The following is an 18,110-nucleotide window of genomic DNA, read 5'->3' as shown; positions in this document are numbered from 1 at the left end:
ATAAACGTAGCGCGTGCCGCTTTTTTACAGCCAATACGCGCTACATGTGCAAGATGAGTGCCGCTGGATTTTGGCAGACATATCAGGGCTTTGTGAGCTAATCGTCACTCCGGTAGCCCAGCCAGTGCAGCGACGAAGGGTCATCGCGCCAGTTCGGGCGAGCCTTCACCCACAGATCAAGGTAGGCGCGCCGGCCAATCAGCGCCTCGATCCCAGGGCGCGCGCCGCTGCCGATTTTCTTCAGCATCGCGCCCTGCGCGCCGATCAGGATGCCTTTCTGCGATTCCTTTTCGACATAGATGGTCATGCGAACATACACGGCGTTTTCTTTTTCTTCCCATTCCTCAACTTCAACTGCCACGCCGTGCGGTACCTCCTGCTCGGTCAGGCGCAGCACCTGTTCGCGCACAAGCTCGGCGGCGTGTTCGCGCTCGGTCTGGTCGGTGATCTGGTCGCTGGGGTAGAGGGCCGGGCCAGGCGGCAGGCGCGCTACAATCTCGTCGAGCAGCGTTTCCAGGCCCTTGTTCAGCAGCGCCGAAACCGCCACTTCCATGTCCCACGGGCCAAGCGCGCGGTAGGCTGCCAGGTTGTCCTGCCCGGCGCGCGTGCGCTGGTCGAGTTTGTTCAGCACCAGAATGCGCCGCGCGTGCGAGCGCGCCACCAGCGCGGCAATGCGCTGCTCGATCCGGTTCGGCGGCGTGGCAATATCGACCACAAAGCAGACCACATCCGCGTCGGGGATGCTGCGGCGTGCCTGCTCGACCATAAACGTGCCAAGCTTGGTGCGCGGGTCGTGAATACCGGGCGTGTCGACAAAGATGATCTGCGCGTCGGGCCGGTTCAGAATGGCGCGCATGGGCATGCGTGTGGTTTGCGGCTTGGGCGAGACGATCGCGACCTTCTGGCCAAGCATGGCGTTCAGCAGGGTTGATTTGCCGACATTCGGCTTGCCCACCAGCGCCACAAAGCCGGCGCGGAAGCCGGCAGCCGGGGCAGGGGTGCCCTGCCCGGTGTCGGCCTCGGCCAGCGCCTGCGCCACCACCGCCGCCAGGTCGGCCTCGCCATTGGCGGGCAGCTGAGCTACCAGGCTGGCGCCGTCCCCCTCTGCATCGTCATTGTCGGAGTCGAGTGCGGCCGCGTCGGCGAGATCGTCGGCGTCGAGCTCGCCATCTTCAAGCTCGTCGGCGGCGAGCAGCTCGTCATCGTCTTCTTCGTCGGAGTCGAGTGCGGCCGCGTCGGCGAGGTCTTCGGCGTCGAGCTCGCCATCTTCAAGCTCGTCGGCGGCGAGCAGCTCGTCGCCTGAATCGTCGTCATCAAGCTCGATCGCGTCATCAAGCGCGGCATCTTCTTCAAACGCCGAATCGTCGAGCTCGGCTTCCTCGAAATCGATCTCGTCGCCCTGCTCGTCGTCTTCCAGCTCTTCGTCGTCTTCCAGTTCCGCGTCGTCGAGCGCGAAGGCAGGCGGCGGCTCGTCTTCCAGCTCGACCATGAAGGGCTGCAAGCGGCCCAGGCGCAGCGCCAGCTCGAACTCGCGCGATGCCAGGACATCGCAGCCCTGCAGGCGCTCGCTCCCGTCGAAATCGAGAATGACGGCCTCGTGAAGCGGTTGGACGCCGCCCGGCTCTTCGTCGAACAGCAGAACCGTGAGCGTGGCGGCGGCGCGGTCGTAGCGCACATTCGGGTGCGCCAGCGCAAGGGCCAGGTCGGCGGGGCGCACGCTTTCGTCCAGCTCAAGCTCCAGGCCGATCACATCGCCGCGCGCATCGAGCAGCAGCGTGCCGTTGCACTCGCCTTCCAGCTCGGTGCTGCCGGCTTCAATTTCGGTGAAATACCAGTACAGTGTCCCAGCCTCGGGATCAAAGGAAACAGTTACCATACAAACCCTTATACTTCTATTGTGTGGCTGTGGCCGCAGGGGCAGTGGGCGCGCCGGGCAAGCCAGCCGGCGCCACGCACGGCCCGGCCGAGCTTGTCACCGTCACCTGCGAGAACTCAAGCAGCTTGAGAAATTGCTCCATCGAGCGCTTGGCATCGTCGGCGGCCTTCTGCATAATGTTGCTTTCGCAGGCAGCGTTCATAATCTCAGCTTCGGCCTGGCTGCGCGCCTGGGTCTCAAGGTCTTTGTTTTGGGGCGCAAGCACGCCCTGCTGGCGATCGTACACGCGCGTACGGTCGTTGTCGAGCTTCTTGCTGAAAATCTCCGACGGCGGCAGCTTCAGCGTAATGCTCTTGCCATCGGGCGAAATCGTCACGTCGCCATCGCGCAGCTTGCTCAGGTCGACACCCGCCACCACCTCGCCGCTGGCGATCAGCAGCAGACGGTCGCCCAGCAGCAGGTCGAGCGGGTTGCCACGTTCGACCTTCGCTTCGATCACGCGCTCGGCCGCGAAGCTCTGCGTCTCAAGGCGGTTCAGGCTGCGAATTTGCAGAATGGTGCCGCCACGGTCGCGCAGCGTGGTGGTGGGCGTCGCGACGATCTCGCGCACCTGCTGCGGCACATTCGGCACCAGGTTGCTCATCAGCTGCGGGCCGACAATCAGCCCCACCAGCAAGAGCGCAATGCCGCCAAGCAGCACATACAGAACCGAGCTGGCGCAGCCACCGCCGCCCATGGTGCCATAGCCCATTCCGCCACCGCCGCCAGCGCGCGGGCGCGAGTAGCGCGGCTCTTCATAATCGTCGTCGTAGAGCTCTTCATCCTGCGCGCGGCGCAGCCGCCGATCCATCAGCGAATCGCGGCGGCGGGGGTAGTCGTCGTACTCGTCATTATCGCGCCGGCGCGGGCGATCATCATCGTAGCGCCCCATAAGCCCCCTTTATCGCGGTTTGATTGCGGTATGCACCGCCACCGCGCCCATTCCAAGCAGCGAAAAGCGTACTTCGGCCCAACCTGCTTCCTGCATGATTCGCGCCAGCGCCTCGGGCGGCGGGAAGGCGCGCGCCGACTGTGGCAGGTAGGTATAGGCAGTGGGGTCGCCGCCCAGCAGCGCCGTGATGCGCGGCACCACCTGCTCGAAATAAATGCGGTGGCCCAGGCGCAATAGTGGGTTGCGGGGTCGCGCCACTTCCAGGCAGGCCAGCACACAGCCCGGCCGCGCCACGCGCGCCATCTCACGAAATGCCTGCCCAATATCGACGACATTGCGCATGGTAAAGCCGGTAGTAATCGCATCGAACGAACTGTCGGTGAAGGGCAGGCTCAGCGCATCGCCGCCCACAAAACCTGCCCGCCCGTCGGCAAGATCGAGCTTGGGCAGGCCAGCCTGCATCATTGGCACGGTGAAATCCAGGCCCACGGCAAAACCTTCCGGCATCCACGCGGCCAGGATGGGCAGGAAATCGCCGGTGCCGGTGCCGACGTCGAGCGCGCGGCCATCAGCAGGTGGCGCGATCAGGTTGGCGGCATAATCGCGCCAGCCGCGGTCCATGCCCATGGTCATCACGCGATTCATACGATCGTAGCCCGGTGCGATGCGCGCAAACATGCGCTCGACGTAGGCGGCTTTTTCTTCAATTGGCGGTAGAACAGACACGGATCAATCCTTAGCATATGGTGCCGGCGCGGTTCACGCCGGGCGGTTCATTTCATAAATCATCTTGAGTCCTTCCAGCGTCAGCAACGGCTCGACGACGGTGATCGCGTCGGTTTCGCCCGCGATCACTTCGGCCAGGCCGCCCGTGGCCACCACAGTGCATGGCGTGCCCAGTTCGGTTTGCATGCGCCGCACCAGACCCTCGACCAGGCCAGCATAGCCAAGAATCAGGCCCGATTGCATATAGTGTACCGTGTTTTTGCCAATCACCTGCGGCGGGCGGGCCAGCTCGACCTGATAGAGCCGCGCGGCCAGGCGGAACAGCGCGTCGGCCGAAATGCCAATGCCCGGCGCAATGGCCCCACCAATATACACGCCCGCCTCGGTAATAACATCGAATGCCGTGGCGGTGCCAAACGCAATCGCAATAACCGGCCCGCCATAGCGCCGAAAGGCCGCCAGCGAGTTCGCCACCCGGTCGGCACCAAGCTGGTCGGGCGTATCGATTTCGTAGCGCAGTCCGCTCGCCACGCCCGGCCCAATAATCACTGGCTCGACGCCGAGGTAGCTGCGGCTCAGCACGCGGAACTGGCCTGTCAGCGGCGGCACCACACACGAGATCGCGCAGCCCTGCACCTGTTTCACATTCAGCCCGGCTAGCGCAAACAGATTGTGAATCATCACGGCGTACTCGTCGGCCAGCTTCAGCCGCTCGGTGGCCATGCGCCAGTGCGCCAGCAGCTCGTCACCCTGGTAGACGCCGAGTTTGATGTTTGTGTTGCCAATATCAATCGTTAAGAGCATTGTTATGCTTTTCAGGTTGTCGGCTTGCGCACGACCCAGGCAATGCGCTGCGTGCGCTCGCTCAGCGGCTGGAAGGTGAAGCAATCGTAGGTTGCCTCAATCAGCAAGCCCGCCGCCACAAGCAGTTCTGCTACCAGATCGGGCGAATACGCACGCTCGATATGCGTTTCGTCAAAGCGCTGGTAGCCCTCGGCGTCATCGCCGCTAAAGCCCGTCAGCACCATCGTCGAACAAGCCGTCGCTGGGTCGAAATGGCTTTGCGAAACCTGCACAAAGCCCGGCAGCTCCAGCACCTCGCTTGGCAGCCAATCGTGCTCGAGAAAATAATGCGTGTTCATGTCGAGCAAGGCCACGCCGCCAGGCGCAAGCGCCTCGGCCACGCCAGCGAAGCATGCCGCCAGATCGCCCTCTTCCAGCAAATAGTTCAGGCTGTCGTACACGCACGTCGCCAGGTCGAACGAGCCTGGGCGCGCTTCGGGCATGCCAGCAAGCGCCACACCAGGCTGGCGAATATCGCCCTTCACAAACGCCACGCGGCCCACTGTATCGAGGTTTGCCGCTTTAGCACGCGCCTGCGCCAGCATCGCCGACGAGGTATCCAGCCCCACAACCTCCCAGCCCTCATCGGCAAACAGCAGCGCCAGCGTGCCCGTGCCGCAGGCCAGATCGAGCATGCGGTGGCCGGGGACCGGATGGCGTGTCAGCACCTCGCGCAAGTACTGGTGCATCAGCACCGCAAAGCGAATTTGCCCGGTGGCATCGTAGTAGGGCGCGTAATTCTGGTATGCTGTCACGCCAATTCCTGCTTGTTTCCTAGCTGTGGAGGCAGATTCGCACGCCTCGGCGCGTATTGTACCATGCCTGCCCGCAGCTTTGACATCACCGGAAGCGCGGCGTACAATACGGCCGCATGTCCATAAGCTAAGGAAAAGTGTATGTTTCCACTCCATCCCCCGGGCGATCCCTTCCTGATCAACACCAGCCTGTTTGGCATCCCGATCGCGGTGCGCTGGTACGGCGTGCTAATCGTTGGTGGCGCAATGCTGGCTGGCTGGATTTCGGCCCGGCGCGCCGAGCGGCGCGGCTATAGCGCCGACCATATCTGGAACCTCTTGCTGCTTGGCATGGTGCTTGGCATCGCTGGTGCGCGCATCTATTATGTCGCATTCGAATGGCAAAGCTTCGCCGGCCGTCCCTGGCTCGACCTGATTAATACGACCAAAGGCGGCCTGGCGATTCATGGCGCGCTAATCGGCGCGGTGCTTGCCGCGCTGATCTACACCCGGCGCAACAAGCTTCCGCTGATCGAATTCCTCGACATCTGCATGCCCGGCTTTTTGCTGGCCCAGGCGGTAGGGCGCTGGGGCAACTTCATGAACCAGGAAGCCTATGGCCGGCCCACATCGCTGCCCTTTGGCGTAAGCATCGACGCCGACCGGCGGCTGCCGCCCTACAACGACATGACGGCCTACCCGCCCGGCACGCTGTTCCACGCAACCTTCTTATATGAATCGATCTGGAATGTCGTTGGCGTGGGCCTGCTGCTCACGCTTGAGCGGCGGCTGCGCGGCTGGCTGCGCACCGGCGATATTGCACTGTTCTATGCAATCTGGTATGGCATCGGGCGCTTCTGGATCGAGGGCCTGCGCACCGACAGCCTGTGCACCAACGGCATTGGCGGCGAGTGCGGTGGCGCACTGCGCACCGCCCAGATTGCAAGCCTGCTGCTGGTGCTGATTGGCATCGTGGGCATGTACCTGAACCACCGCCGTGCATTGCCGCCCCCTGCTGCCGAGGCAGTGGAAGAAGATGCTGAGCCGTTCGCAAGCGAAAGCGACGACCTGCCGGCCAGCACGCGGCCCACTTCGAGCGAACTTTTGAACAACACGCTACCGGCCGCAAGCGACCAGCAATCGTCATAATTCTCTCATCCGATTGCCTTGCGGGGCCCGAACCTTCGTGCTATGATCGCGTGCGGAGATTGAGATGACATCGGAGCGTATGTCCAGCGATTCCGCACAAATCAGCGAGCGCGAGCGCGATATTTTGCGCTTGGTGGCCATGGGCGCCACCAACCAGCAAATCGCCAACCAGCTGAACATCAGCATCAACACCGTCAAGGTTCACCTTCGGAATATTTTCGAGAAAATTGGCGCCGCGTCACGAACCGAAGCGACGGTCTTTGCCATACGGCAGGGCCTGGTGCAGCTCGATCGCGCACCCGAAGTGGCCTCGGCTTTGCCGGAAGATGAGTTGCCCGGCGATATCGGCGTTGCGGTGCCAATCGACGCGCCTGCAACCCTTTTAGAAACTGCCCCCGCGGCAAACACCAGCGCGCCAGCCAATACACTCGAAACCCAGCCAACTTCTGTTGAGCCAGCGATCGTATTCGATCCCACCCCACTACCACCCGATACACCTATTGCCGCGTCTCCTGGCGGCTCAGGTCGGGCGCGCGCGCTGCTTTTCGCTGCGCTCGGCCTGGTGGTTCTGCTCGCTGGCGCGGTGGTTTACCTGCTTATGCAGCGCCAACCATCCGATCCCACCGCATCCGTAACACCAATACAATCTGCGCCACCAAGCCGCTGGAAATCACATAGCGCCTGGGCACAGCCCCGCACCGATTTCGCCATCGCCGCTGCCGACAACAAGCTCTACCTGATTGGTGGTGCCGAGGGCAACACCGTGAGCGCAGCCGTTGATCGCTACGACCCCAGCAAGGATCAGCTGGTGGCACTGAACGCTAAACCCACGGCGGTGCGCAATGTACGGGCCGTGACGCTTGGCGGGAAAATCTATGTGCCAGGTGGGGAAGGGCAAGACGGCGCGGTGCTGGCGATCTGCGAAGTATACGACCCGCGCACCAAGCAGTGGGAAAGCCTGCCGCCAATGCCCGCGCCGCGCAGCCGCTACGCTCTGGCCGATTTCGAGGGGCAGCTTTACCTCTTCGGTGGCTGGGACGGCACAAGCTATCGGGGCGAAGTGTTTGTGTATGACCCACGCGCCAAAACGTGGGCGGAAAGCGCACCAATGCGCACAGCGCGCGCCAATGCCGGTGCTGCCCTGGTGGAAGAGCGCATCTATATCATTGGCGGCGAAAACCAGAGTGGGCCGCTTGCAGCCAACGAGCGCTTCGACCCGACGAACGACAGTGGCGGCGTGTGGGAAAGTGTTGTTCCCCTAAGCGAGCCAGTTGCGGCCCCAGCCGTTGTGGGAACCGTCAACAGTGTGCTGCTGTTTGACCCACAAAAGCGTACTGCCGCTGAGTACAGCCCCACCGCCGACGCGTGGCAAACACCAGTGCCCGTGCCAGATGAGATTGGTCTTTCGTCGCGAGCAGTGGCACTGAGTACCAGTATTTTCCTTTTCGGCCCAACTAGCGCCAGGCAACCGGGCGCCGTCAGCGAATACCAGGTACTCTACTCTACACTAGTCCCCATTATCAACAACTAATTCCCAGGCGCAGAGAGATCGGGTATCGTTCGCATATGCCCAGGCAGATACCTCTTTGATAGCTGCAGGCAGAAGCATACCCACTTTGGGGCACAGCCGTAATGCTCTGTAGAACGGTGCCTGTGAACCACGCTTCTCCAGCTACAGGCGCGTCTGCACAGCGAATACTATGCAGGCATTCAAATGCTTTCTACACTGCCTGATGCGCCGCGATTATGTGGCCTATTCGAAGATGTGTTATCAGCGAAACGAGGCAGTATCTGCCATACTGATTACTCTGGAAAATACGTTCTTTCATACAACGGGCAAGCTTTTAGGAAGCTTATCTGGTTATCAGATTGAAGCAAAACTGGCTTGAGCTTCCTGGAAGCTGAGTACAAGGAAAATTATTTTCCAGAATACGGATACCAAATACGGGTAACTACTTTTCCTTTGTCATTCTTGACGAAGCCATAGCCAAGTGAAGAATCTTCCATTCCACGAGCAAAATATGCTTCACGGAGTGTAACTTTGAGCGAAGCCCAAGGGCTCAGGATCATCATTCTGAACTGATGATCCGTATCTGGCATGAATCAGCGAGAATATTTCCACAAAGGGCGGGGCAGCCTAGCTGCCCCGCCCTTTGTGATACTGCGCCTAGTGTCGATGGGTGCAGCACCAGATGGGTGCGCAGAACAAAACCAGGCCCTGCCGATGGCAGGGCCTGGTACGAACCTATCTTCGACCGTGATAAAAAGTGGAGATTTTAACTACTGAACGTTGATACCGTTGTAGTCTTCGCCAGACTGGTTGCTGGTGCCCGAGATAACACGGACAACCACCGCCAGCTGCGCGCCGTTGTCAGCAGTCACAATCGCGCCACCGCCGAACTGGAGCGAGGCGCAGCCATCGCCATAGATACCGAACCGGCCACAGCCATCCAGCGCGTTTGCCAGTTTGGGGCTCGAGTTGCCCTTGGCACCGACGGCCAGTGTACCGAGAAGCTGCGTACCCTTAACGACACCGTTGCGATCAATGTATTTCACGGTAACGTTGGTGGCCGGCGCGCTGCCGATGTTCTGGATAGCCAGAGCCGAACGCTGATCGGCGTTCACATTGGCATCCGACGCCCAGCGAACGTACGGAACCGCAATCTTGGCCGAGCCGGTGCCTTCAACAATGCCCAGGAAGGCAGTCTGGAAGACGTTGCCCGAAACTTTACCGACGGCAACCAGCGTGCCCGAGCCAGCGGTGCGCTCGATGATAGCCGAGCCCGACGTGCCAGCCGGCATCTTGTTGCAGGTGATGATACTCTTCTTGCCACCAGCGGCCAGCGAGTACGGGCCATCGATCAGGTCAGCAGCGTTCGTCCGCTTGTAGCGAACCTGGAAGGACACGCTGTTCGACAGATCGGCGTTCTGCACGGCGTACGAGGTCGACTGGCCACCAAAGGCGTTGCAGGTCGCCGACGGCATGTACACTTTCGCGCCACTGACCGACGAACCCTCAAAGCTCTTGGCAATACCACCGGCCGTATCAAGCTCGTTGACAGTCACCACGACCTTGCCGGCGGTGCTGTTGTTCGAAGAAAGCTTGGCAGTCACAATCGCCGAGCCGTTGAAGCCATTCGGCAGCTGGGCAATCGAGCCAACATCGAAGTACTTGGCTGCCCCCGCCGGCAGGTTGTTCGCCGTGACGGTGGCCGTTGCCGAGGTCGAGCCGACAGCGAAGAACTGGGCGGTGACGTTCACAGGCGACGACTCAGTGTTCTGCACCGAGAAGATCGTCGAGCTGCTGAACTGATTCTTCAGCACAGTGGCGATCAGCTGCTTGGCAGCACCATCGGCCGCGCCAAAGCCATTGGACAGCGGGCGGTTCTTGACCGTGCTCGTCGAGTCGAACTGCACAATCGTCGCGATAACCGGCTGATCCGACGACAGCACCGCCGAGCCCTTGAAGGAGCCCGAGGAGATAGCCTTACCGACGCTCAGCGAGGCGCTCGCGCCTGCAGCCAGGGTACCGGCCGAGAAGTTCTGCGCCGTGCCATTGTTCTCAGCAAAGAAGCTCACATTCACGGTCGCTACAGCGGAACCAACATTTTGATACGTAATCGAGACCGAGAATGGCGTCTGGTAGGCCGAGGCAGCAAACGCTGCGTTCGGCACAATTGCAAAGCACATCGCCATCACAAGGCTCAAAGCAACAAGGAACCGTTTCATCCAAAAACCTCCTAAAGCAATAACGGATTGGTCGAACGACAGGTTCGTTGTGGGTACTATAACGGAGAAGCACCCTTTGCTCCATACTTCTCTAGCATAATTTCTTCGCAGAATCTGGCTTATTTTGCCGGAGTAGTGCGATAACCCGATCGGGTTATCGTCGTATTTTCAGGCATTAGAAAGCCATATTACGAAGAAGGATTTATTTCCACCGAATCTTTACAAAAGGTTATTCAGATTGCGAATTCTTTACCATGATGGCAGGATTGAGGGCAGGCGGATATGCGTGTAAGAACAGTGCAGATTCCAGCCAGCAAAGATCTTCCCTGCTGGCAGAACAGAGCGGGGCTTTGAGCATACACGCCTTCCAAGAAAGCACTATACTCTTTTTGGATAAGGTGACAGGCCATGCAGTCGTGCTATACTTAACCTTGGTAACGAGCGGCGCTTACCAATCACAAAATGTACCTGCTGTTTTATTTTTGGAGGTTTGAAAATGAAGTTGCGAATCTCTCTGTTGTTACTTTTTCTGCTTGTCCCACTTCTCGCTGCGTGCAGCAGTGGCACGCCCCCCACCCCGCAGCAATCGGGAGGGACGCAGCCGGCAGTGAAACAGTCGATCGTGCCTACGGCTGAGCCGGGCAACAGTACCGTGACTGGAACCGTTGTAGGCGCAAACACAAACCAGCCAATCAAGCGCACCCCCGTGTACCTGGCAGAAATTCACTGGGATGCGGATCATAAGGAAGCGGCGTTTGTGCTGAATATCAGTAGTAGCCCCGCAGCGCAGACCGATGAAAATGGCTTTTTTGCTTTCTCGAAAGTGCAGCCTGCGGAATATGCGATTATTGTTGGCGATTACTATGGGCGAAATGATGTCCTGCGCGAAAGCAACGGAAACGCGCGTATTTTTCAGCCACAGGCCGGGCAGATCTTTGACATTGGCAAGTTTGAGATGCCAGCCGATGTGCAAGTGAATAAATAGCACATATTTTGGCCGAGCGTTTCAGCGCGTGACAAGCTGATTTGGCAGAGTATGCCACGCAAACACACAGGCAGGGGCGGAAAACCGCCCCTGCCTGTGTGTGCAGGCCCAATCAGCGAACATGACGATTGCCGCTAGCGAACGCGCCTGGCAACCGCATCCACAAGGCGCGCAAGGTAGCCTTTTTGCGCACCACTCTTGTTGGCATGTGGGAATGGGGTATTGGGCACAGGTTTGCCCAAAAAGGCGCAGAGTTCATTCCAGCCATGGGCCTGCTCCCAATCGATCACAAGCAGATCGGCGGGCCGGTCGCGGAAATACTGGGCGACCTCCGCATTATGGCGCTCATAGCGCTCAACAAGCTGCGCATCCGTCACATTCGGGAAGGGCAAGCCATACAGAATGCGCCGGATCGCCAGCATTTCCTCGGATGTTTTCCCCTCAGCCGCCAGAATCGTTTTGTAGCTGCGCAGCCAGTTTTCGCTTTTCCGCTTCGTTAGCACAAAACGACTCCCCAGGAAAGCCTGATCGAGCTGCTGGTACAAAATAATCCAGGGCCAGTCGTCAAAGGTTTCTTTGCGCTCAGCCAGTGCGAGAATGCGCGAAAGATCGTTTCGGCCCAGGTCGGGCACCAGGCCTAAATCCTGGCTTTGGTGATCGTAGCCCAGTATCTGAAAGCATTGCCCGAGCGTGGTTGTGCCTGTGCGCGCCCAGCCAATGCCAAAAACTTTGCTCATGTGCGTTTCCATTCTTATGGGTGTATCTGCGGGCTGGCTCACACCAGCGCAGCATAAATCTCACTATAGGCGCGGGCGGCCTGGCGCATCGAGAACTGCTCGACATGCGCGCGGGCCTTGCGGGCGCGCGATTCTGCCGCAGCCCGGTCGGCATAGCAATCGAGCATTGCTCGGGCGAGCGCCTCCGGCTGGCGAACAGGCGCAAGCCAGCCAGTTTCGCCGTCAATAATCAGCTCGCGGCTGCCCGGGATATTCGTAGCGACAACTGGCGTGCCAAGCACCATTGCTTCCATCACCACGGTTGGCAACCCTTCCCACCACGACGACGACACAAACACATCGAATGCGGCCACAAGATCCATCACGTCGGTGCGCGGACCAAGAAAGGTAATACTTTCAGCCAGCCCTTCCTGCTGCAACAGCGCGTGCAGCTGCACGCGATCTTCGCCATCGCCAACAATAAGCAGCTGCGCGCCTGGCAAAGCTGCGCGCACGGTGTGCATAGCCCGGATCAGATCGGGAACGCCTTTTTGCTCACTCAAGCGGCCAACCATGCCGAACAAAGGCACGTCACGCGGAATACCCAGCTCCGCGCGCATGTCGCGTGTGCTGCGCTGCGCCAGCACGGCATCAGCGTCAACGCCATTCGCGACAAAAGGCGCGTGTTTGTGGAGCAGGCGCGCCACCGGGCTGGTGTTCAGAATTTCGGCCACCAGCGACGAAACGCCCACTTCCCTATCGCACACCAGCGGGTAGATGCGCGAGGTCATCCGCCAGATGCGCCGGTCGAACGACCATTCGAGGCTGTTGTGCGAGGTGCGCACCAGGCGGCGCACGCCACCGGTCAGCTTGATCGCCGCGCCGACCATGTCGGGCGACTCGGTGTGGCTGTTCAGAATATCCGGGCGCAGCCGCCAGATGATGGGGTACGCGCCCAGGTAGGCCATTTCAAGATCCCGGCGAAACTGCGAGCGGTAGTGCGTGGCGAAGAAGACCGGGAAGCCCTGATCTTCCATTTTCTTCTTCCAGCGGCGCTCGATTGGCGAGTTGTGCGACCAGATTGCGCAGATCGAGACATCGAACACTGCCGGGTCGAGCAGCTGTGCCAGCCGCAGCGCAAAAACCTCCGAGCCGCCATTTACTTCGCCAATGGCCAGGCCGCGCAGAAGCTGCGTTACCCGGATGCGTCGCGATTTTTTCATGGAGCTTCCTGCTCAGTAGCAAGCGAATCGAGTGCGGGCGGGCGCGTGGGCTGCGCCGCGATGCTGGCAAGAATACGGCCGAGCGTGCTTTTTGCGCGGCGGGCGTGGCGCAGGTAGGGCGCGGCAGGGTCGCGTTTAGCATCGCGGCGCAGCTGCTCGAAGGCAGCAAGAAGCTGCTCCGACGTAATCGTGCTGATGTCGAGGCAGTGTTCGCGCATGCCAAGCTCCTCGAGCACGCCGCGGGTTTTGTGCAGGTAGCCAATCGCCAGGGCGGGCGTGCCGGCATTCAGCGCCAGAATCACCGCGTGCATGCGCGTGCCAATGAAATAGTCCATCCGGGCATACGCCGCCTGCAACACATCAGGCGGCACTTCTTCCATCACCACATGCACGCGGCGCGGATCGGCTACCTGCGCATGAATGCGCGCGCCCGTGCGCCGATCGTCTTCGGCGGCGCTTGGCCCGCAGCACTGCGCGAACAAAACAACCTGCCCGCCCTGCGCGGTGATGGCGTCGATGCATGCCAGAATGGCGCTTTCGTAGGTATTTTGCCCCTGAAACTGCGGGTACTGATCGCTCCAGTTCAGCAGACTCATGCCCACGCGAACCAACGCTTCCTGATGCAGCGCGCCCACGCGCTCAAGCAAGGCACGTGCTTCTTCCTCCGCATCAACCTGCGCGCCAAATGCCATATCGGGCAGGCACAGGGCACGCTGTGCGCAGCCAAGCGCTTCGAGCACACCGAGCGAGGCGCGCTCGCGCACGCACGTGAGCCGCGCCCGCCGGATGATTGCCGCCATGGCGCGGCGCTGCGAACTGCTGTGGAATGGGCCAATCGATTGCGGCAGTAGTGCCAGCGGCTTGCCCATGAGCAGCGCCACCGCGCAGCAGCTTAGGGTGAAGCCAAACCAGCCGGTCAGGCCATCGCCCGCAGTGGACGTATAGAAGTTCCCGCCGCCGCACACCAGCACCAGGTCTGCGCGGGCGATGGCGCGCAGCAGGCCACGCTTGCGCGCATCGAAGAATAGGAACAGCGCCCGCGATGTCGCGCGAAACCAGAGCGCACTGAGGAGCAGCAACAACAGGTAGCCCCAGCGCGCTGTGCGGCCAGCCAGCGCGTAGCTGCCATCGGGGCGCAGCGACGCGACCCAGTTCACCGGGCTGGCGTGAATACGGTGTTCGGGAAAGGCCGCCTGCCCGGAGGCTGGCTCGTTGAAGACCAGATCGATTTCGGCAGCTGGATCGGCTTCGCGCAGCATGCGCACGGTTTCGCGCAGGATCATATGGTCGCCGGCATTCAGCATGGAATGATTGTTGGTGACAACAATGCGCATTATGTCCTCTGCCGCGAGGTTGCCCAGGCCGCCAGCCCGTACATCACGAACAGCAAGCCCTCAATGCTGAGGTAGACCCACGCCGCGCCAGTGGCACCGTAAGAAGGGATCACCAGCCAGCCGACCCCCAGGCACACCAGCACCACAAAGCCCTGCACAATCACGCGCAGCTTCTGCTGCAGGTTCGCCAGCAGAATGGCGACCCACACAAAATTGCAGGCTTTCAGCAGCGGGAGCAGCGACATAATGCGCACATATGTCAGCGAGGCGGTAAATTCGGGGCCAAAGATCCGCACAATCAGCAACTGGCCGAAGAACCAGATCGCGATCATCGCGCCCAGCCCATACAGCACACACACCAGCATCATCAGGCGCGTCACGCGGCGATATTCTGCCAGCGCCAGGTTTGGGGCCATGAGCAGCGGCAGACCCACTGAGAAGAGCAGATTTGGCACCAGATAGGTCAGCCTGATCAAGTTCAGCGCGGGGTTGAAAATACCCAGCGCCAGCGTGCCGGCGGTTGCGCCAAGAACGGCCAGGTTGGCCTGCGTGTAGATATTCGAGAGCCCTTCGGACACAACAAACAGCCAGCCTTTCCGCACAGCCGGCCAGATCGTCAGGCGCGGGCGCTCGATGCCGCGCCGGCGCTGCTGCCAGATGCGGGTGAGCACCACCGTTGCCATCAGAATGCTGCTGGTTGCCTGAATGCTCATCAGCAGCAGTACGTTCACGGCAGTGCGCGACAGTGCCAGCAGGAGCACAACCACCAGCAGCGGCGTGATGGTTTGAAACACTGCGACCAGCGTGTTCTTCCGCCGCACGCGCAGCGCGCTGTAGCCCGTCTGCGCAAAGCTCTCGAAGATCGTCCCTACCGCGCCAATCACAAAGGCTGGCGCCTGCCCAACGCTGTTCGACCAGGCAATCGCCAGAACGACGAGCAGTGCGGTGGCGGTAATTGCCTTGATCGCCAGCACTTGCAGCATGGGGTACGAAACGTTCTCCGGGTCGCGCCCGCCTTCCTGCAGCAGCCATGTATCGAGTCCAAGCCCAAGCAGGCTGGCGAACAGGCTGAGCGACACGACGATGGCGGTATATTCGCCATACAGGGCCGGGCCAAGCGTGCGCACAATCAGGATTTGCGCAAGCGTACCCAGCGCACGCGAAAGGAACATGCCCGAGATCGCAGCAGTAACGCCGCCAGCCAGCACGCGCACCAGGCCGCCCGCCGAGGTGGGAGTATCGCGCAGCGACAGCTTCCGTGTCGCCTGAATGAAACGCGAACGCATGGTTGTATCCTATTTCCAGGGCCTGCTGGGCATCCGCATCACGTGCGGCGAGCGCTCGCCGCTTCCAGCATCCCTGCATACAAGCCCATCTGCGCCCAGATCATGCCCGGCGCTGCCTGCCAGAATGGGCGCAGCTGCGGCCGGCGCAGAAACAGCCGCAGCACAAAGGCGCACGCTATCAGCAGATGCGCGGCAGCAGCCAGCGGCGACGGCAGGTTTTCGCTCACCCAGATCGCTTCAGAAAACGGCATGAACTCTCGATAACGATAATAAATATCGAAGAAGGCGCGCCCAAAGCCAACATGCTGCCGCCACACCGCGCCGGGATGGTTACGCGCCGGCCGGTGCCGCACATGCGCCGCTGGCGCGCAGCCCAGCCGAAAGCCAGCCTGCCGCAGCCGAAAGCTCAGATCCAAATCTTCGGCCGACGCGCCGGCGTAACGCTCGGTGAAGGGGCCGGCCGCTGCCCAGGCCGCGCGCGACAGCATCAGGCAGAAGCTGGGCAGCACGCCGCGTTCGCCGGGCGGGTCGACGGAAAGAAACTCGGGAAAGGCCATCAGGTTGCCACACAGCACCCAGTAGCGTTCACGCTCGGGCACCACCCCGCCCAACACTGCACCATAGCCCGCGCCAATTGCCGCCAGCAGCTGCGCCACTGCATTGGGTTCGAGCAGGCAGTCGGCATCGACAAACAGCAGATACTCGCCACGCGCCGCCGCCGCGCCCAGATTGCGCGCCACCGCCGCCGAAACCGGCTGCTCGGTGCGAATGAACTGCACCAGCGCGTCGGGCTGCACCTGCCCGAAGCGATCCATGCCCACCACAATAATCTCGCCCACCTGCCCGGCTGGCGTCTGCGCGCGCAGCGCGGCAATCACCCCGGCAACAAGCGGGGAGTGGAGGTTGGGAATGATCACGGAGATCATCATTGGTGGGGGGAACCTGCGGATTTCTGGCGCGGCGGCAGAGTTTGTCGGCTAGTCAGGCAGGCGCTCGCCACCCCGACATACCAGCCAAGCCGGCCCAGCGCCATGCCCGGCGCAGCGAATGGCCGCGCCCGAAGTGCTGGCGAGGAGGCGAGCAAGCGCGCCAGATCGGCGCACGCCAGCAGTGGCGCTGCCGCCGCCAGCAATGGTGCAGCAGATGGCGACAGGCGCAGCAGCGGCGATGGCAGGAGTTCTGGCAGCTGGCGCACCACCTGATAGTAGCCGCGGCCAAAGGCGCGCTGGTGCCGCCACATGGCGCGGGCCGAGGCGCGCGGCGGGCGGTGCGTCACCACAGCCGCCGGCTCGAACCAGCAATCGAGGCCAAGCTGGCGCAAGCGCAGGCATAGTTCAATGTCTTCGCCCGCCGCGCCGGGGTAGCCTTCGTCGAAGCCACCAGCCGCCTCGAACGCGGCACGCTCCACGCTCAGGCAGAAACTTGGCAGGTAGGTGCGCGCGCCAGCCGGTGCCGTCGCCAGCACGTCGCCAAATGAAAGCAGATTGTCGCACAGCACCCAGTAGTTCTCGGCGGCGAGGCTCATCGCCCCACCAAGCACGGCGTGACCAGCGGCGTGGCACGCCAGCAGGCGCTCAAGCAGGTCGGGCGCGGCCACACAATCCGCGTCGAGAAACAGCAGGTACTTGCCGCGAGCCTGGCGCGCGCCAATATTCCGCGCCGCAGCCGCCGAAACGGGTGTGGGCGTGGTAATGGCCCGCGCAGCGGGCGGGATTTTGCCGTAGCGATCTTGCCCAACCACAATGATCTCGCCGATCTGCTCGCGCGCGCTCTGGCGCTCCAGTGCGGCCACAACCTCGTCGATCAGCGGGGAATGCAGATTGGGTATAACGATAGAAAAAAAGCTGTTCATCAGCGATATTTACGAACGTCTGACGCGAAGGAGCACGTTATGAAACAGCAGTTTGAAATCGCCTCTGCGTATGAGCTGAAGCATATAGTAGAATTTCGGCAGCAAAGCCCGGCGACGGCTCCGCGACGTGACGTATTGTTGATATACCCACTCTTTTTGCTCGCTGCCATGCGCAATTTTCTTGAAAATTGCTGCTCTGCTTGTTTCTTTTACTAATTGCCACTCAGGCTCGCTGCGCAGAATATCTACCAGCGTGCTGCACGTCCAGATATGTAAATCATCAATAATAATGATTCCACCGACTTTAGTAATCCCCGCGCTGTAATACCAATCGACAAAGACCGATGGGAAGCCATGATTACCATCAATGAGAATACAATCGAAATCTTTCGCTTCGATTGTTGGCAGGGCCGATTGGCTTGTATCTGCAATAAATTCTACATCATCCAGCGAAATATTCGTATCCGAGCAGTAGTGTTTGATTCGCTCGATCTGCTGCTGATCAGGAACAATGCAAACGTGTTTTGCCTTTTTGAGCGCAAAAATGATCGTACTTGAACCGGCCCCGATCTCAAGCGTTTTCATTCCTTCGCGAATATTGTGATCTAAAAAATGAAAAAGCTCGTCTTCAAGCCGGTAGTGATCAAAAAGAGCATTCTCGGGCCCATGCAATTTTGGCGGCCGCGCCAGGAGCTGTTGAACATTCATCGGCACTTTTCCTTCTCC

General features: G+C 60.8%; 16 protein-coding genes. 3 read left to right on the top strand and 13 right to left on the bottom strand.

Annotated elements, in window-relative coordinates:
• Positions 1-97: 97 nt before the first annotated feature.
• Genes era through M1P90_RS31955 form a run of 5 tightly spaced genes read right to left on the bottom strand, consistent with a single transcriptional unit; the run spans position 98 to position 5,131 of the window.
• Positions 98-1,876 carry a GTPase Era gene (era, locus tag M1P90_RS31975; protein ID WP_483699850.1) on the bottom strand — a complete coding sequence of 593 codons (1,779 nt, stop codon included), beginning with the start codon at positions 1,874-1,876 and terminating at the stop codon, positions 98-100.
• A 16-nt stretch (positions 1,877-1,892) separates the two neighbouring features.
• Positions 1,893-2,807 carry a DUF4230 domain-containing protein gene (locus M1P90_RS31970; RefSeq protein WP_483699849.1) on the bottom strand — a complete coding sequence of 305 codons (915 nt, stop codon included), beginning with the start codon at positions 2,805-2,807 and terminating at the stop codon, positions 1,893-1,895.
• Between the two features lie 9 nt (positions 2,808-2,816).
• Positions 2,817-3,533, bottom strand: coding sequence for a ubiquinone/menaquinone biosynthesis methyltransferase (locus M1P90_RS31965; RefSeq protein ID WP_483699847.1), 717 nt, complete (start codon positions 3,531-3,533; stop codon positions 2,817-2,819).
• Between the two features lie 33 nt (positions 3,534-3,566).
• Entirely contained in the window at positions 3,567-4,337 is a 771-nt protein-coding gene (locus M1P90_RS31960) for a type III pantothenate kinase (protein WP_483699846.1), read from the bottom strand.
• Positions 4,338-4,348: 11 nt separating this feature from the next.
• Complete coding sequence (locus tag M1P90_RS31955; RefSeq protein WP_483699845.1) at positions 4,349-5,131, bottom strand: class I SAM-dependent DNA methyltransferase; 783 nt, start codon at positions 5,129-5,131, stop codon at positions 4,349-4,351.
• Positions 5,132-5,272: 141 nt separating this feature from the next.
• Between M1P90_RS31955 and lgt the strand changes: the two genes are divergently transcribed.
• Together lgt and M1P90_RS31945 are read left to right on the top strand one after the other, a co-directional pair.
• On the top strand, positions 5,273-6,259 hold the full coding sequence (lgt, locus tag M1P90_RS31950; protein ID WP_483699844.1) for a prolipoprotein diacylglyceryl transferase: 987 nt from the start codon (positions 5,273-5,275) through the stop codon (positions 6,257-6,259).
• Positions 6,260-6,323: 64 nt separating this feature from the next.
• Positions 6,324-7,790 carry a Kelch repeat-containing protein gene (locus M1P90_RS31945; protein ID WP_483699842.1) on the top strand — a complete coding sequence of 489 codons (1,467 nt, stop codon included), beginning with the start codon at positions 6,324-6,326 and terminating at the stop codon, positions 7,788-7,790.
• Between the two features lie 749 nt (positions 7,791-8,539).
• Here M1P90_RS31945 and M1P90_RS31940 read toward each other — a convergent pair.
• Complete coding sequence (locus tag M1P90_RS31940) at positions 8,540-9,988, bottom strand: CARDB domain-containing protein (RefSeq protein ID WP_483699840.1); 1,449 nt, start codon at positions 9,986-9,988, stop codon at positions 8,540-8,542.
• Positions 9,989-10,595: 607 nt separating this feature from the next.
• On the opposite strand from M1P90_RS31940, the gene M1P90_RS31935 reads away from it, so the two are divergent.
• Positions 10,596-10,973, top strand: coding sequence for a hypothetical protein (locus tag M1P90_RS31935; protein ID WP_483699839.1), 378 nt, complete (start codon positions 10,596-10,598; stop codon positions 10,971-10,973).
• A gap of 134 nt (positions 10,974-11,107) precedes the next feature.
• On the opposite strand, the gene M1P90_RS31930 is transcribed toward M1P90_RS31935, so the two are convergent.
• From M1P90_RS31930 to M1P90_RS31900, 7 genes are read right to left on the bottom strand one after another with little or no spacing between them, the layout of a single operon-like run.
• Positions 11,108-11,710 carry a sulfotransferase family protein gene (locus tag M1P90_RS31930; protein ID WP_483699838.1) on the bottom strand — a complete coding sequence of 201 codons (603 nt, stop codon included), beginning with the start codon at positions 11,708-11,710 and terminating at the stop codon, positions 11,108-11,110.
• 38 nt (positions 11,711-11,748) lie between these two features.
• Positions 11,749-12,912 carry a glycosyltransferase gene (locus M1P90_RS31925; protein ID WP_483699837.1) on the bottom strand — a complete coding sequence of 388 codons (1,164 nt, stop codon included), beginning with the start codon at positions 12,910-12,912 and terminating at the stop codon, positions 11,749-11,751.
• Positions 12,909-14,246, bottom strand: coding sequence for a polysaccharide pyruvyl transferase family protein (locus M1P90_RS31920; protein ID WP_483699836.1), 1,338 nt, complete (start codon positions 14,244-14,246; stop codon positions 12,909-12,911). Before M1P90_RS31920 ends, M1P90_RS31925 begins: the two co-directional genes overlap by 4 nt.
• Positions 14,246-15,532 carry an oligosaccharide flippase family protein gene (locus M1P90_RS31915; protein ID WP_483699835.1) on the bottom strand — a complete coding sequence of 429 codons (1,287 nt, stop codon included), beginning with the start codon at positions 15,530-15,532 and terminating at the stop codon, positions 14,246-14,248. The genes M1P90_RS31920 and M1P90_RS31915 overlap by 1 nt, the downstream gene beginning before the upstream one ends.
• 38 nt (positions 15,533-15,570) lie before the next feature.
• Positions 15,571-16,461 carry a glycosyltransferase family 2 protein gene (locus M1P90_RS31910; protein ID WP_483699834.1) on the bottom strand — a complete coding sequence of 297 codons (891 nt, stop codon included), beginning with the start codon at positions 16,459-16,461 and terminating at the stop codon, positions 15,571-15,573.
• Positions 16,458-17,384, bottom strand: a complete 927-nt coding sequence (locus M1P90_RS31905) for a glycosyltransferase family 2 protein (RefSeq protein ID WP_483699832.1) — start codon at positions 17,382-17,384, stop codon at positions 16,458-16,460. Before M1P90_RS31905 ends, M1P90_RS31910 begins: the two co-directional genes overlap by 4 nt.
• Before the next feature lie 9 nt (positions 17,385-17,393).
• The gene (locus M1P90_RS31900; RefSeq protein WP_483699830.1) at positions 17,394-18,092 is read right to left on the bottom strand and encodes a class I SAM-dependent methyltransferase; all 699 of its coding nucleotides are present in this window, start codon (positions 18,090-18,092) and stop codon (positions 17,394-17,396) included.
• Positions 18,093-18,110 lie beyond the last annotated feature (18 nt).

It is taken from the genome of Kouleothrix sp. 19917, from assembly GCF_057073505.1.
Note: the sequence above shows the minus strand (reverse complement) of the source record. Positions and strands in the feature narration are given on the sequence as shown.

What these genes read in the sequence shown, in the direction of transcription:
- M1P90_RS31960 (WP_483699846.1), bottom strand. Translation starts at nt 4,337, where the DNA reads ATGCTCTTAACGATTGATATTGGCAACACAAACATCAAACTCGGCGTC.
- M1P90_RS31905 (WP_483699832.1), bottom strand. Translation starts at nt 17,384, where the DNA reads ATGAACAGCTTTTTTTCTATCGTTATACCCAATCTGCATTCCCCGCTG.
- M1P90_RS31930 (WP_483699838.1), bottom strand. Translation starts at nt 11,710, where the DNA reads ATGAGCAAAGTTTTTGGCATTGGCTGGGCGCGCACAGGCACAACCACG.
- M1P90_RS31945 (WP_483699842.1), top strand. Translation starts at nt 6,324, where the DNA reads ATGACATCGGAGCGTATGTCCAGCGATTCCGCACAAATCAGCGAGCGC.
- M1P90_RS31925 (WP_483699837.1), bottom strand. Translation starts at nt 12,912, where the DNA reads ATGAAAAAATCGCGACGCATCCGGGTAACGCAGCTTCTGCGCGGCCTG.
- M1P90_RS31970 (WP_483699849.1), bottom strand. Translation starts at nt 2,807, where the DNA reads ATGGGGCGCTACGATGATGATCGCCCGCGCCGGCGCGATAATGACGAG.
- M1P90_RS31940 (WP_483699840.1), bottom strand. Translation starts at nt 9,988, where the DNA reads ATGAAACGGTTCCTTGTTGCTTTGAGCCTTGTGATGGCGATGTGCTTT.
- M1P90_RS31900 (WP_483699830.1), bottom strand. Translation starts at nt 18,092, where the DNA reads ATGAATGTTCAACAGCTCCTGGCGCGGCCGCCAAAATTGCATGGGCCC.
- M1P90_RS31915 (WP_483699835.1), bottom strand. Translation starts at nt 15,532, where the DNA reads ATGCGTTCGCGTTTCATTCAGGCGACACGGAAGCTGTCGCTGCGCGAT.
- M1P90_RS31910 (WP_483699834.1), bottom strand. Translation starts at nt 16,461, where the DNA reads ATGATGATCTCCGTGATCATTCCCAACCTCCACTCCCCGCTTGTTGCC.
- lgt (WP_483699844.1), top strand. Translation starts at nt 5,273, where the DNA reads ATGTTTCCACTCCATCCCCCGGGCGATCCCTTCCTGATCAACACCAGC.
- M1P90_RS31920 (WP_483699836.1), bottom strand. Translation starts at nt 14,246, where the DNA reads ATGCGCATTGTTGTCACCAACAATCATTCCATGCTGAATGCCGGCGAC.
- era (WP_483699850.1), bottom strand. Translation starts at nt 1,876, where the DNA reads ATGGTAACTGTTTCCTTTGATCCCGAGGCTGGGACACTGTACTGGTAT.